16 protein-coding genes are annotated in these 13105 nt (G+C 75.5%); 10 read left to right on the plus strand and 6 right to left on the minus strand.

Going from position 1 to position 13105, the window contains the following annotated elements:
- Positions 1-51: 51 nt before the first annotated feature.
- Complete coding sequence (locus ACIOHG_RS01705; RefSeq protein ID WP_400944132.1) at positions 52-768, plus strand: M24 family metallopeptidase; 717 nt, start codon at positions 52-54, stop codon at positions 766-768.
- A gap of 24 nt (positions 769-792) precedes the next feature.
- On the opposite strand, the gene ACIOHG_RS01710 is transcribed toward ACIOHG_RS01705, so the two are convergent.
- The 5 genes from ACIOHG_RS01710 to ACIOHG_RS01730 all read right to left on the minus strand — a co-directional run bounded on the left by ACIOHG_RS01710 (position 793) and on the right by ACIOHG_RS01730 (position 4150).
- Positions 793-1824 carry a terpene synthase family protein gene (locus tag ACIOHG_RS01710; protein ID WP_400944134.1) on the minus strand — a complete coding sequence of 344 codons (1032 nt, stop codon included), beginning with the start codon at positions 1822-1824 and terminating at the stop codon, positions 793-795.
- A gap of 251 nt (positions 1825-2075) precedes the next feature.
- A complete protein-coding gene (locus ACIOHG_RS01715; protein ID WP_400944135.1) occupies positions 2076-2525 on the minus strand; it encodes a hypothetical protein in 450 nt (149 codons plus the stop codon).
- Positions 2522-3067 carry an RNA polymerase sigma factor gene (locus ACIOHG_RS01720; RefSeq protein WP_400944137.1) on the minus strand — a complete coding sequence of 182 codons (546 nt, stop codon included), beginning with the start codon at positions 3065-3067 and terminating at the stop codon, positions 2522-2524. Before ACIOHG_RS01720 ends, ACIOHG_RS01715 begins: the two co-directional genes overlap by 4 nt.
- Positions 3068-3265: 198 nt before the next feature.
- Positions 3266-3634 (minus strand): VOC family protein, encoded by a 369-nt coding sequence (locus ACIOHG_RS01725; protein ID WP_400944139.1) that lies wholly within the window; start codon positions 3632-3634, stop codon positions 3266-3268.
- 57 nt (positions 3635-3691) lie between these two features.
- Positions 3692-4150 carry a hypothetical protein gene (locus tag ACIOHG_RS01730; protein ID WP_400944141.1) on the minus strand — a complete coding sequence of 153 codons (459 nt, stop codon included), beginning with the start codon at positions 4148-4150 and terminating at the stop codon, positions 3692-3694.
- A 171-nt stretch (positions 4151-4321) separates the two neighbouring features.
- Between ACIOHG_RS01730 and ACIOHG_RS01735 the strand changes: the two genes are divergently transcribed.
- The 4 genes from ACIOHG_RS01735 (at position 4322) to ACIOHG_RS01750 (ending at position 8721) form a co-directional block, all read left to right on the plus strand.
- A complete protein-coding gene (locus ACIOHG_RS01735; RefSeq protein ID WP_400944143.1) occupies positions 4322-4756 on the plus strand; it encodes a nuclear transport factor 2 family protein in 435 nt (144 codons plus the stop codon).
- Positions 4757-5161: 405 nt separating this feature from the next.
- The gene (locus tag ACIOHG_RS01740) at positions 5162-5875 is read left to right on the plus strand and encodes a response regulator transcription factor (protein ID WP_400944145.1); all 714 of its coding nucleotides are present in this window, start codon (positions 5162-5164) and stop codon (positions 5873-5875) included.
- Positions 5872-7341 carry a sensor histidine kinase gene (locus tag ACIOHG_RS01745; protein WP_400944147.1) on the plus strand — a complete coding sequence of 490 codons (1470 nt, stop codon included), beginning with the start codon at positions 5872-5874 and terminating at the stop codon, positions 7339-7341. The genes ACIOHG_RS01740 and ACIOHG_RS01745 overlap by 4 nt, the downstream gene beginning before the upstream one ends.
- Before the next feature lie 138 nt (positions 7342-7479).
- Positions 7480-8721 carry a glycosyltransferase gene (locus ACIOHG_RS01750; RefSeq protein WP_400944149.1) on the plus strand — a complete coding sequence of 414 codons (1242 nt, stop codon included), beginning with the start codon at positions 7480-7482 and terminating at the stop codon, positions 8719-8721.
- Between the two features lie 40 nt (positions 8722-8761).
- Here ACIOHG_RS01750 and ACIOHG_RS01755 read toward each other — a convergent pair whose 3' ends face one another.
- On the minus strand, positions 8762-9658 hold the full coding sequence (locus ACIOHG_RS01755; protein WP_400944151.1) for a LysR family transcriptional regulator: 897 nt from the start codon (positions 9656-9658) through the stop codon (positions 8762-8764).
- A 142-nt stretch (positions 9659-9800) separates the two neighbouring features.
- On the opposite strand from ACIOHG_RS01755, the gene ACIOHG_RS01760 reads away from it, so the two are divergent.
- From ACIOHG_RS01760 to ACIOHG_RS01780, 5 genes are all read left to right on the plus strand, one after another.
- Positions 9801-10871, plus strand: coding sequence for a YncE family protein (locus tag ACIOHG_RS01760; protein WP_400944152.1), 1071 nt, complete (start codon positions 9801-9803; stop codon positions 10869-10871).
- A gap of 111 nt (positions 10872-10982) precedes the next feature.
- Positions 10983-11363: a hypothetical protein gene (locus ACIOHG_RS01765; protein WP_400944154.1), complete on the plus strand. Its 381-nt coding sequence runs from the start codon at positions 10983-10985 to the stop codon at positions 11361-11363.
- Positions 11360-11584, plus strand: a complete 225-nt coding sequence (locus tag ACIOHG_RS01770) for a hypothetical protein (protein ID WP_400944156.1) — start codon at positions 11360-11362, stop codon at positions 11582-11584. The genes ACIOHG_RS01765 and ACIOHG_RS01770 overlap by 4 nt, the downstream gene beginning before the upstream one ends.
- Positions 11585-12092: 508 nt before the next feature.
- On the plus strand, positions 12093-12626 hold the full coding sequence (locus ACIOHG_RS01775; protein WP_400944158.1) for a cysteine dioxygenase: 534 nt from the start codon (positions 12093-12095) through the stop codon (positions 12624-12626).
- Entirely contained in the window at positions 12620-13018 is a 399-nt protein-coding gene (locus tag ACIOHG_RS01780) for a rhodanese-like domain-containing protein (RefSeq protein WP_400944160.1), read from the plus strand. The genes ACIOHG_RS01775 and ACIOHG_RS01780 overlap by 7 nt, the downstream gene beginning before the upstream one ends.
- Positions 13019-13105 lie beyond the last annotated feature (87 nt).

The following is a 13105-nucleotide window of genomic DNA, read 5'->3' on the forward strand; positions in this document are numbered from 1 at the left end:
CGGGCCGCTGCCCCGTGCCGCCCGCTCACGCACCCACCGAGGCCAGGACCCATGCCGATCAGCCCGGTTCGGCACACCGCCGCACTCCCGCTGGAGGAGGCCGAACTCGACCGCTACCGCGACCTCCAGCAACTCGCCTACCGCTGCCTGCGCCTGGCTGCCGGGCGGCTGCGCGCCGGCATGACCGAGCGGGAGGCCGCGGACCTGCTGCGGCTGACCTTCGCCTCGGCGGGCGTGCACGACTTCGCGCACCGTCCGCAGGTCCGGATCGGTCCGGCCCGCCGTTCCGCCCTGCTGCCCGGCGCGGGTCCGCGCCTGCGCCCCGGCACTGTCGTCCTGCTGCGCTGCACGCCCCGACTGGGCCCGTACGCGGCGCCCGCCGTCCTGACCCGTCCGTTCGGGCCCTCCCCCGAGGCCGAGCGCCTGCACGCCGAACTCCCCTCCTACCGCGGCCTGTTGCTGGACGAGGTGCGCGGCGGGGCGTCCCCGGAGCGGCTGTGTGCCGCGACGGCGGCCTTCGCCGCCCGCCGGGGCCACCTGCTGGCGGCCCCCGTCCTGCCGAGCCCCGTCGCCCCGACCCGGCCGGCCCGGCCGGCGGCCCCGCCGTCCGCTCCCGACGCGCCCGTCCCGCCCGGCCTGTGGGCCCTCACCCTCCGGCTGACGGCCGGCCCGGCGCAGGCCGCGTTCGCCGAACTGCTGGCCGTCACCTCCCACGCGGCCTGCTGGCTGGACGACGACCTCCCGCACGCGGGACCGCCCGCGCACTGACGGGGCCGCCGGACGCGCCGACGGTCACCGACGGTCCGGGGTGTCCGCCGTCCAGTGCGCCAGGGCGTGCGTGAACCGGACCAGGGCGCGCACGTGGCCGCGGGCCCGGGGCGGCCAGTGCGAGCCCCGGGCGATGCCCTCGGCGAGGAAGGCGAAGGTGGTGAGTTCGGCCGCGCAGAGGGCGGTGAGCTTCTCGGCGGCGTCGGCCCCGGACAGTCCTTCGTGCACCTCGAAGGCCCGGAGCAGGCTGCCGCCACCGGGAATTGCGGTCGCACCCCGGGCGGCCAGGTCGCGCATCCAGTACTGCAGGTGGGCGAACCGGGCCAGTAGGTCGGTGAATTGGGGATGGCGGTGGAGCTGTTCGGGCAGCACGGCGCCGTGGGCGAGCTCGGTCCAGTCGGCGGCGCAGCGGGCCGCGCCGTCGTGGTCGTGCCGGGAGAGGTACTGCGGCACGGTCGGAACGGCGGGCGTCGCGGCGAGCCGGTCGAGCGAACTCTCCAGGTGGGCGCGGAAGTCGGCGTCGTGGCGAGCCGTCCAGCCGGGGCCCGCGAGGGCCGTACTGTCGGCGCGAAGGCCCTGCGCGGCCCGGACGAACGGCGTGCCCCCGCCCTCCGGCCGAGTCGAATCGGAGCCGGGGTCGACGCCGGAGTCGGAGGGGAAAGCGGTGGCGAGGCCGCGCAGGACGCAACGGGCCTCGTCCGTCCGGCCGGTGAGCCGCAGCCGCTCCACGTGTCCGTCCAGGGCTCCGGCGAGCAGCAGCCACTTGGCGGCGGCCCGCAGGCCGGGCCCAGCGGGGGCGTCGCCCCAGCCGTGCACGGCGAGGTCGAGAGGGTGGCCGACCCGGAATTCCCTGGCTTCGAGCGGAAGTTCGGCCTCGGCGGGCCAGGACGCGAGTTCGGCGTGCAGCGCGTCGGCGTGCGGGTGGGCGGGCGGCGCCGGGACCTGCGACGCGAACGGCGACGCACTCTCACCCTGGACCTCGTATGCGTGCCCGAATTCGTCTGCCTGCTCGTACTCGCGGGGCATCGCGGCGCGGAGCGCGGTGGCCGGTGTCATGGGGAGTCCTCCGCCGCTCGGGTGCGTTCGCTCGGGTTCGTTCGGTGGCACGAGTCTGCTCGACGGGCCGGGCGGGGCCGCGCAGAACCGTCGGCCGTTCCCCCGCCCGGCCGATCCCCCCGCTGATCGGATCATCTGCTCGGAACGTCGGCCCACACCGGCACCACACCGGCACCACACCGTCCCCGCACCGATTCCGCCGCGCACCACCCGGCCCCACCTCGTCCCACCCCCGAACAGGGCCGGACCCGTCAAGCCCCCGGCCGCGCCCCCGGTTTGCGGAACTCGACGGAGCACACCCCGTCGGCCCGGCAGGCCCGCCGGACCCGTCCCCGGGAGACCGTCTGCGCCAGCCCGATCAGCCAGCACATCGGGCAGCCGCGCAGCGCCCACAGTCCGGCGGGCACCAGCAGCAGCGCGGCCACCCCGACCACCGGCAGCAGGACGAGCCCGCCCGCGACGGCCCCGAACCCGACGGCGCCACGCAGCAGATGACGCGGGACGCTCGCACTCGCGAAGTCCGGCCCGCCGCCGTCCCCCGCCCCTCCCCCGCGCCCGGCAGGCCCCTCGCCCGGCCCGGCCTGCTCCCGACTCCCGATCCCGCCCGTCGTCCCGGTCGTCCCCGTCGTCCCCGTCGTCCCCGTCGTCCCGGTCGCCGCGATCGTCCCCGTCCTCCCCGTCGTCCCCGTGGCCTCCGTCATCGCGGACCTCCCAGCTCGGCCCGCATCGTCGCCCGGGCCCGGTGCAACCGGGACTTCATCGCGGCCGTGCTCAGCCCGAGCGCGTCCGCGACCGTCCGGCCGCTCAGGCCCTGCAGGTCGCGCATCACCAGGACCCGCCGCTGGTCGGCGGGCAGCGCGGCGATCGCGGCCGCCACCCGTTCGGTGTCCAGCCGCCGCAGCGCCTCCTCCTCCGCCGAGTCCACGCTCTCCGGCGGGTCGGCGGGAGCGGGCCACCCGGCCGCCGGACGGCCCGAACGCGCCCGGTGCAGGCACTCGTTGCGAACGATCCGGAACAGCCAGGAGGCGAGCGCCCCCGAGGCGCGCAGCATCCCGACCTTGCGATACAGGATGATCAGCGCCTCCTGCGCGGCGTCCTCGGCGTCCTCGGGACTGGCGCACAGCGAGTGCGCGAACCGCCGGACGTTCGGGTGCGCCCCGGCGACCAGCACCGCCAGCGAGGCGTGGTCGCCACCGCGGGCCGCGACCACCACCTCCTCGCCGGGCCAGGCCGTCTCAACCACGGCTCCCCCGCTTCCGCTTGAGCACCAGGACGCAGCTGCACAGCAGGACCGCGCCCACGGCCACCGCAACGGCGATCATCATCGTCTCCTCCGGGCTGTCCGTCCGGCGGCCGATCCGCCGGTGTGCCCATAAGAGAGCGGCGGTGCCGAAAAGGATTCACCCCGTCGCGCGGGCCGCCACGAGGGGCGTCCGGGGCGTCACTTCGCCCGCTCGGCCTGGCTCCGCTCGACGCAGAACTCGTTGCCCTCGACGTCCGCCAGGACGGCCCAGCCGGTGCCGTCCGCGTTGCGCCGGTCGTCCACCAGCACCGCGCCCAGGGCGAGCAGCCGCTCGACCTCCTCGTCCCGGGTCCGGTCCTGCGGCTGCAGGTCGAAGTGCAGGCGGTTGCGCCCCTCCTTGCCCTCCGGGACGGTCACGAACAGCAGTCCGGCCTGCTCGATCAGGGCCTCCGGATCGCCGGGGTGGTCGTCGTCGTGCAGGGGCTGGCCGAGTACTTCGGACCAGAACGAGGCCAGCCGGTACGGGTCGAGGCTGCTGATGGTCACGTGGCGAATCACAGAAGTCATGGGAGGGATTGTCGGGCCCGCACCCGATCTTGCGCAAAGGAGTTGCGGCCCGACGGGTCAGCCCTGCGGGGCAGTGGGCGGGACGTGACCGGGCGGCGGGACGGGGGCCGGCAGGCCGGTGGTGACCGGGCCGTCGATCCGCAGGGCCGCGACCGAACCGGGGCCGGTCGTGCTGATCGAGACGTTCCCGCCGATGGCGATGCCGCGGTCGTTCGCCGAGACGGCCGGGACACCGGCCGCGCGCTCGGCGGCGCGCACCACCTCGACGGCGGCGAGCAGCGCGGCCGCGAACTCCGCGTCCCGCTCGGCGGCGGCGTTCAGACTGAGCGTCAGCCACTGCCGGGTCTCCGCCGACAGCTCGGCGGCGGCGGCCCGCGCCTCCGCGACCAGCTCCGCCAGCGCCGGATCGGCCCCCAGCCGCCGGCTCACCACCTGGTGCACCCGCTCCACCTCGGGCCCCACCGCCCGCGCCCCGCGCGCCTCCCGGTCGAACACGTACCCGACGGCATGCTCCACACCCGGAACCATGATCCCCCTCAACGACTCTCGCCCCCCGCCCCTCCGAGCCTACCCACCCCGCCCCACCCCCCGACTGTGCTCGGGCAACCCGCCGGTCCGGCACCCTGCCGGTCCGATTTCCGGGCGGGGCCTCCCCTCGGCAAGGTGTGCAATGTTACTGTGCGAGCCATGATCGACGACGCCACCGCCGCCCCGGACACCGCTGCCACCAAGGCCGAACTCGACCTTCTCACCCGCGAGTTCTTCGACGCCTTCGACAACCGCGACGGCCGCACCGCCGACGTCGCCCGCCTCCGCCGGCTGATGCTGCCCGAGGGCGTCATCGTGGTCACCGGGCCCGCGTACGCGGTGTACGGCGTCGAGGAGTTCATCGCCCCGCGCGAAGTACTGCTCTCCGACGGCCGGTTGACCGACTTCCACGAGTGGGAGGTCTCCGAGCGCACCGAGATCGTCCCCGGCGTCGCCTGCCGCATCGGCACCTACCGCAAGTCCGGCACCCTGAACGGCGCCCCGTACGACGCCACCGGCACCAAGACCTTCCAGTTCGTCCACACCCCGTCCGGCTGGCGCATCGCCGCCTTCTCCTGGCACGACGAGCAGTAGCCCCGCCGCACCCGGAAACATGCGCTGCGCGCAGCACACTCACCCCGCACACCCCCACCCCGCCCCCGCATCCTGCGCGCCGTCCGCTGCCCTCACCCTTTCTCTCCCCCAAGCCGCGCACAGCGCACCCCCGCCCCCGAACCCCCCGCGCGTGCCGTTCGCCGCCCGGTTGCGCGACAGTCCGTGGCCCCCTCCCTCTCCTCTCCCCCAAGCCGCGCGCAGCGCACACCCCCGCCCCCCCCGAACCCCCCGCGTACCGTTCGCCGTCCCGTTGTGCGACAGCCAGTGGCCCCCTCCCCCTCCTCCCCCGAAAGCCGCGCGCAGCGCACCCCCACCCCGGAACCCCCCGCGTACCGTTCGCCGTCCCGTTGTGCGACAGTCCGTGGTGGACGGAGGTGTGGGCGGATGAGCGGGTCGGCGGGGTCCGTGCTGGTGGTGGACGACGATGCGGCGATTCGGCGCAGCCTGGAGCGGGGGTTGCGGCTGAGCGGGTTCCGGGTCGCGGTGGCGGAGGACGGCGCGGTGGCGCTGGAGCGGATCGCCGAGTCCCCGCCGGACGTGCTGGTGCTGGACGTCGGGATGCCGGGCCTCTCGGGGACGGAGGTGTGCCGGACACTGCGGGGCCGGGGGGACGACACGCCGGTGCTGATGCTGTCCGCGCTGGACGAGCTCGCGGACCGGGTGGCCGGCCTGCAGGCGGGTGCGGACGACTACCTGGTGAAGCCGTTCGCGCTGGAGGAGTTGGTGCTGCGCCTGCACGCCCTGCTGCGCCGCCGCCCGCCGCAGCCCTCGGAGCTGCTCCGGGTGGGGCCGCTGCGGGTGCACCCGGAGACCCGGGAGGCGTTCTGGGACGAGGACGAACTCCGGTTGACGCGGCGGGAGTTCGAGCTGCTGGCGCAGTTCGTCCGGAACGCGGGCATCGTGCTGTCCCGGGAGGTGCTGCTGGACCGGGTGTGGGGCTACGACTTCGAGGTGCGCAGCGACGCCGTCGACACCTTCGTCTCGTACCTGCGGCGGAAGCTGGAGGCGGACGGGCGGCCCCGGGTGCTGCACACCGTCCGCGGGGTGGGGTTCGTGCTGCGGGCGCCCGAGGAGAGCGGGCGGGGGGTGGCGCGGTGAGGCTGTCGACCCGGATCGCGCTGGGGGCGGCGGTGCTGGTGCCGCTGCTGGTGGTGGCGGCGGGGTTGCTGCTGCTGCCGCTGGTGAACGCGGACCTGCACCGGCGGCAGGACTCGCGGTTGAACGACCGGGCGGCGGCGGTGCTGCCGAGCGCGCGGGCGCTGCTCGCGGCGGACAGCAGGGGGCGGCCGAAGGCGGAGCAGAACCAGCAGCGCAAGGTGATGGACGCGGCGCTGGACGCGGGCGTCCGGGTCGCGGCCTCGGACGGGACGCTGCTGCTGGTGGCGGGTGCCCAGCCGGACGATCCGCAGCTGCTGCCGACCGCGCCGGGCCAGGCAGTGACGCTCCGTCAGAATGGCGAAGACCTACGCGTGTTGGCGGTGAACGTCAACAGCGGGGCGACCACCGGGACGCTGTGGGTGCTGGCCCCGGCGGACGAGCCGTCGGAGGAGTTGCGGGCGGTGCGGCGGCGGGTGCTGCTGGTGGCGCTGGTCGCGGCGCCGCTCTCGGGGCTGGTGGCGTTCGGGCTGGCGGAGCGGGCGACGCTGCCGCTGCGCCGGCTGGGGCGGCGGGCGGCGGCGCTCGATCCGCGGACGGGGCAGGCGGTGTTCGCGCACGCCCGGACGGGGACCGCCGAGGTGGACGAACTGTCGGGCGCGATCGCGCTGCTGCTGTCGCGCTACGAGGAGCAGGCGGGGCGGACGGCGCAGGCGCTGGACACCGCGCGGGCGTTCTCCTCCTCGGCCTCGCACGAGTTGCGGACGCCACTGATGAGCCTGCGCACCAATCTGGACGTGCTGGCCGCGCACCCGGACCTGCCGGCGGACGAACGCGCCGAGGTGGTGGGCGAGTTGCAGCAGGACCATGCTCGGATGCTGGACCTGCTGAGCGCGCTGTCGACGCTGGCGCGCGGGGATCTGGTGGAGGTCTCGGCGTTCGGGCCGGTGGATCTCGCGGAGCTGGTGGCCTCGGCGGTCGCGGAGGCCCGGCGCCGCCACCCGGGGGTCGAGTACCGGGTCGAACTCCCGCCCGAGGCAAGGGTGTTCGGCTGGGACGCGGGTCTGCGCATCCTGCTGGCCAACCTGCTCGGCAACGCCGCCGTGCACGGGGCGGCCACTCGGCAGGACGACACCGACCGCAGCCCCGCCGCGGTGGACGTCCGGCTGCGGATCGAGGGCGGGACGGCCCGGCTGACGGTGGACGACCGGGGTCCGGGCATCCCGCCGGAGGAGCGCGTCGCGGTGTTCCACCGCTTCCACCGCCGTCCGGGCAGCCCGGGTTCGGGCCTGGGCCTGACCCTGGTGGCGCAGCAGGCGGCCCTGCACCGCGGTTCGGTCGTCGCCACCGACCGCCCGGACGGCCCGGGTTGCCGCGTGGAGGTCCGGCTGCCGCTGCTGCGTCCGGATGCCACGACCGTCCGACTCCCGGCCGTCCGGGACTGGTTGAAGGGCGACGAGCCGCGCTGACCGGCGGCTCCGAGAACAAGGGGACGCAGCCCCCTCCATTTTCAACTTATACCGTCCCCGGGGGCTTGCGGCAAGGCCCCCCGGCGGGTGCAGAATCGACGACTCAAGTCCCCTGACCTGCGGAAACGGGAGTCGAACATGCGCGTGGTACTGACCTCCTGGGGATCACGAGGAGACATCGAGCCGCTGGCGGCGCTGGCGGTGGCCGTGCGGGCCCGCGGCGCGGAGGCGGTGGTCTGCGCCCCGCCGGACGAGGACTTCGCCGCGCTGCTGGAGCGGGTCGGCGTGCCGCTGGTGCCGCTCGGGCCGACGGTGAAGTCGATCGTCGCCAATCCGAAGCCGCCCACCGGGCAGGACGCGTTCAAGTTGGCCCCGGCGCTGGTAGCGGCCCGCTTCGAGACGCTCGCCGCGGTGGCGACCGATGGCTGCGACGCCGTGCTGGCGACGGGGCTGATGCCCGCCGGGGCGCGGGACGTCGCGGAGAAGCTGGGCGTCCCGTACGTGCTGGCCTGCTTCCACACCCTCGGACTGCCCTCGCGGCACTTCCGTCCGGGCCGGCGGCCGGGCACGCCGTCCTCGGCGGACGAGACGGACTACGAGGTGCTGTGGAAGCAGGACGCGGAGCGGGTGAACGAGCTCTACGGCGCGGCCGTCAACGAAGGGCGGGCGGCCCTCGGGCTGCCGCCGGTGGACAACGTGCGCGACCACGTCTTCACGGCGCGGCCGTGGCTGGCGGCGGACCCGCTGCTGTGCCCGGCGGAGGGGATGACCGAGCTCGACCTGGTGCAGACGGGCGCGTGGGTCCTGCCGGACGACCGGCCCCTGCCGGAGGGCCTGCGGGAGTTCCTGGACGGGGGCGAACCCCCGGTGTACGTGGGCTTCGGGAGCATGGCCTCGTACGCGCCGGCGGGTGTCGCGCGGGCGGCCGTCGCAGCGGCCCGCGCGCACGGGCGGCGGATCGTCCTGGGGAGCGGCTGGGCCGGGCTGGCGGCGGTGGACGACGGGGCGGACTGCTTCGTGGTCGGCGAGGTCAACCAGCAGGCGCTGTTCCGCCGGGCCGCCGCCGTCGTGCACCACGGCGGCGCCGGGACGACCACGACCGCGGCCCGGGCGGGTGTCCCGCAGGTGGTCGTGCCGCTGATCGCCGACCAGCCGTACTGGGCCTCCCGGATCGCCGAGTTGGGGATCGGGGTGGCGCACGCGGGCCCGGCTCCGACGGCCGGGTCGCTGACGGCGGCCCTGGGGACGGCCCTGGCTCCGGGGGTGCGGGCCCGGGCGGAGTCGGTGGCGACCGCCGTCCGGGGGGACGGCGCGTCGGTGGCCGCCGGCCTGCTGCTCGACCTGGCTGGGCGGTCCGGCGGGGCCGACTCCCGCCTTTAGGGCACCCCGCCCGCAGGACGCTCCCGGCCACGGGCCGGTGTCAGCCCGGCAGGCCGAGGACCGCGGCGGCGAGGTGGTCGCGGAACCAGCGGTGCGCGGGGTCGCCGTCGTTGCGGGGGTGCCAGGCCATGCCGAGTTCCATCGGCGGGAGGCGGAGCGGGATCGGGAAGGCCCGCAGACGGAGGTCGTGCACGGTGCCGGGCAGCCAGTCGGCGAGGCCGAGCGCGATCAGGTCGGTGTCGCGGGCCAGCAGCATCGCCGCGGTGTGGCTGGGCACCACGACGGACACCCGGCGCCGCAGGCCGAGTTCGGCGAGGGCGCGGTCGATCGGACCGTGCCGGCGGCCCTGCCGGGAGACCCCGATGTGGTCGGCGGCGGCGAACCGTTCGGCGTCCACGGGGCCGCCGGTGAGCAGCGGGTGGCCGTGCCGGGCGAGGGCGACCGGCGGGCGGGTGGTGAGCGGGCGGGTGCGGATCTCGGGGTCGAGCCGGCCGAGGACGCCGAGTTCCACGTCGACCAGGCCCTGGCGGAGCGCGGGGCCGTCCTCGTAGGACTCGGGGAGGAAGACGGTGTCGACGCCGGGGGCTTCGCGGCGCAGCCGTCCGGTGAGGTCGGCGGCGACCGCAGCGAGCAGCAGTTCGGTGGCCTGGACGGTGAAGGTGCGGTGCAGGTGGACGGCCTCGAAGCCGGCGCCGGGGCGCAGCACCCCGTCGCAGGAGCGGATCAACCCGGCGATCTCGCCGCGCAGTTCGACGGCGCGCGGGGTGGGGACCAGGCCCTGTCCGGCCCGGACCAGCAGCGGGTCGCCGACGGCGCGGCGGAGCCGGGCGAGGCTGCGGCTGACGGCGGCCGGGGAGGTGCCGAGCCGTTCGGCGGCCCGGGTGACGCTGTGCTCCTGGAGCAGGACGTCGAGCACGCGCAGCAGGTTGAGGTCCATGAGCAGGGATTTTACGTCCGGCGCAATAATTGACTGATGATTCCTGCATTGTTCCGCAATCCGCCGGGCCGGAGAGTGGAGGCACGGCGGGCGGTGGGGTTCCCCGGCCGCCGACCCGACGGACCGACGGAGGAGCAGGACCATGTCGAACGACAGAGCCGTGTCGAACGAGGCGAGGGAAGCCCGAGCGGGCGACGTGCTGGCGGTGGTCAGCCAGGGCGGCGGGACGGTGTCGTTCTTCGACGCCGCCTCGGACGCGTTCCTGGGGGACATCGAAGTGCCTTCCGAGCCGCACGAGTTGTGCTTCGACCCGGAGCGCAGGCTGCTGTGGTGCAGCACCGCGTACCGCTCGGGGTACTACCACGCGAACAGCGGCCGGGCGAGCGAGCTGACGGCGATCGACCCGGACTCCCGGCGGGTGGTGGCGGTGGTCGACCTGGCGCCCGAGCACGGCCCGCACGGGCTGGCGCTGGACGCGGCGCGCGGGCTGCTGTACGTCAGCGTGGAGGGCGGCGCGGACCGGACCGGCGGGGTGGTGGTGGTCGACGCGGCGAGCCGGAAGGCGGTCGGCCGGATCGACACCGGGGCGCCGGGCCCGCACTGGTTCGCCGTCGACCCGGCGGGACGCACGGGTTACGCGACCAACAAGGAGGCGCCGTTCGTCTCGGTGGTCGACCTGGAGCGCGGGACGATGACCGGGCGGGTCGAGGTGCCGGGCAGCGAGGGCCTGGCGGTGTCGGCGGACGGCACGGCGGTGTACGCGGCCGGGCCGTACCTGGGCTTCGCGGCGGGGCCGGAGCCGCGGCCGCGCAACGGCGTCCGGGTGATCGACACCGCCACCGGGACGGTGGTCCGGGTGCTGGAGACCGGGGCCCCGGTGCTGCCGGTGCACCTGACGGCACGCGGCGCGCTGCTGGTCGGCGAGGTCCGCACGGAGGGCGCGCTCGGCTCCGGCCTGGGCCGTCAACTCCCGGGCCGCCTCACGGTGTTCGACCCGGTGACGGGCGAGCGCCGGGCCTCGCTGGAGACCGGCCGGTTCCCGCTGACGCTGGCCTCCTCCCCGGACGGCCGGCTCGGCTACCTGGCCGCCGTGGAGTCCTCCACCGTGGACGTGGTCGACCTGGAGAGCTTCGAACTGCTGTCCCGGCTGGAGATCCCCAAGCGCGGCGAGCCCGGCGCGCACGGCCTGGCGTACGTCCCGCGCCCGGCCTGAACACCCCCCAACCTGCCCCCCGGGGAGTTCCACAGGGTTTCCACAAGAAGCCTCCGTACGGTCCGTGGTGGCCGGGGAGTCCGGCCGCGAGCGGAGTGGAAGGGGAGGACCATGCGGATCAACCGGACGGCTGCGGCCGCGGCGGTGCTGGCGATGGCGGGGGCGCTGGTCGCGGCGGGTCCCGCGCAGGCGGCGAACGCGCCGAAGGGCGACGGGGCGAAGTCCATCTGCAAGCGCCTGCCGAAGACCCAGGAGCGGGTCGAGAAGACGCTGAACCGGCTGAACGGCGACGCCACCGTGGAGGGGTCGGTCGCCCGGCTCCAGCAGCGGGTCGACAACGCGCACAAGGCGGGCCACGCCGAGATCGAGAAGTACCTGAACGACCGGCTGACCTTCCGCCGCAGCCTGCTGCCGACCCTGCAGACCCGCAAGGCCGACCTGGCCCAGGTCGCCGACTGGTGCGCGAAGAACGCCCCGGCGGCCGGCAAGTGAGCAGCCGTCAGGGCCGGGCCCGGGCGGCGCTGGCCGTCCTCGCCCTGGCCTCGGCCGCACTGCTGACGGCCTGCGGCCCGAACGCGGACTCGGGCTCGGGCTCGGGCGCGGCGAACGGCGGCCCGGACAGTTCGCAGGTGCAGCAGATGCAGCAGAAGGTGGACGCGGCGGACAGCGCGGCCGCGCAGGCCGACGACAACGCCACCCAGGACAACAACTGACCGACCGCCGCGACCGCGTCGCGGCCCAGGGGACCCGACGGCCCGTGCCCACCCCGGAGCACGGGCCGCCGGCCTGTCCCGACACCGCCGCCGCCACCGCTGCCGACACCGCCGCCGGACCCTCCACCGGAACCCGAGCAGCATGTCCACCTGCCAAGACGCCGACGTCCGCCATTCGATCATCGGCGCGGCGGAACTTGACGCGTCGCCCCCGCGTCGTGAACCATCGGCGACATGAATCCCGGCACCTTCCTGGTCTGCCGCCTGCACGTCGATCTGCGACGCCAGGCGAGCGACATGTGTGCCTGTTGACCTTCACCGCCTTCACCGCGTGATCGCGGCGCCCACCCCGTGAGTCGAGCCGGGGCCGGGGCACCACCGAGCAGCACCCTCGCACTCCGCCGCGCCCGGCGGCGCGCCCGCGTCTTCCCCCGCCCCTGCCCGACCCCGCCGCCCGCGCGCCGACGCCGGGACGGACGGGCGTCCCCGGCACCCCCCGGAGGTCCCGATGAGCATCGACCTGGCCAACCCCCTCCCGTCCACCGAACCCGGGCGCGGAACCGGGCGCGAGCCCGAGCCCGCCCGTCCGCCGCTGTCGCCGAACGCGCTGCGCCGGATCGTCCGCGACCTGGCCGAGCGCCCGGAACGCTGGCTGCACCGGGTGCGGCTGTCCGGCGAGGACCGCTGGTACGAGCGGCTGGAGCTGGCCCAGGACTACGAGGTGTGGCTGATCAGCTGGCTGCCGGGGCAGTCCACCGGGTTCCACGACCACGGCGGTTCGCGCGGGGCGTTCACGGTGGCGCTGGGCGAGCTGGAGGAGCTGGCGCTGGCCGGGCCGGAGCACGGGTTGACGGTGCGCCGGCTGCCGTCGGGCAGCGAGCGGGCGTTCGGCCCGCAGTACCTGCACGACGTCCGCAACACCTCGCAGGGGCCGGCGGTGACCCTGCACGCGTACTCGCCGCCGCTGAACGAGATGTCCAGGTACGAACTCCGGGCCGCCGGCCTGGTGCAGACCGCGACGGAAGGACCGGAGCAGTGGTGACGACGGTGGACCGGCTGGTGGCGAAGGCGCGCGCGGGGCTGGACCGGCCCGGCCCGGCGGAGGCGCACGCGGCGGTGGCGGAGGGGGCGCTGCTGGTGGACATCCGCCCGGCGGCGCAGCGGGCCCGCGAGGGGGAGATCCCGGGGGCGCTGATCATCGAACGGAACGTGCTGGAGTGGCGCCTGGACCCGACCGGGAGCCACCGGATCCCGGAGGCGGTGGACCACGACGTGCACTGGATCGTGGTGTGCTCGGAGGGGTACGCGTCCTCGCTGGCGGCGGCCTCGCTGCAGGAGCTGGGGCTGCACCGGGCGACCGATCTGGACGGCGGTTTCGTGGCGTGGGCGGCGGCCGGGCTGCCGACCCGTTCGGTGGATCAAGGTTTGCGGTGAGGACGGTGCGGGAAGCCGGACAGGCGACATATTCCGATCATTGTTCGATATTCTCGCCGGCCGCGGCTCTCGCCGCGGCCATTGTTC

The organism is Kitasatospora sp. NPDC088134 (genome assembly GCF_044741705.1).
Lineage (GTDB): Bacteria > Actinomycetota > Actinomycetes > Streptomycetales > Streptomycetaceae > Kitasatospora.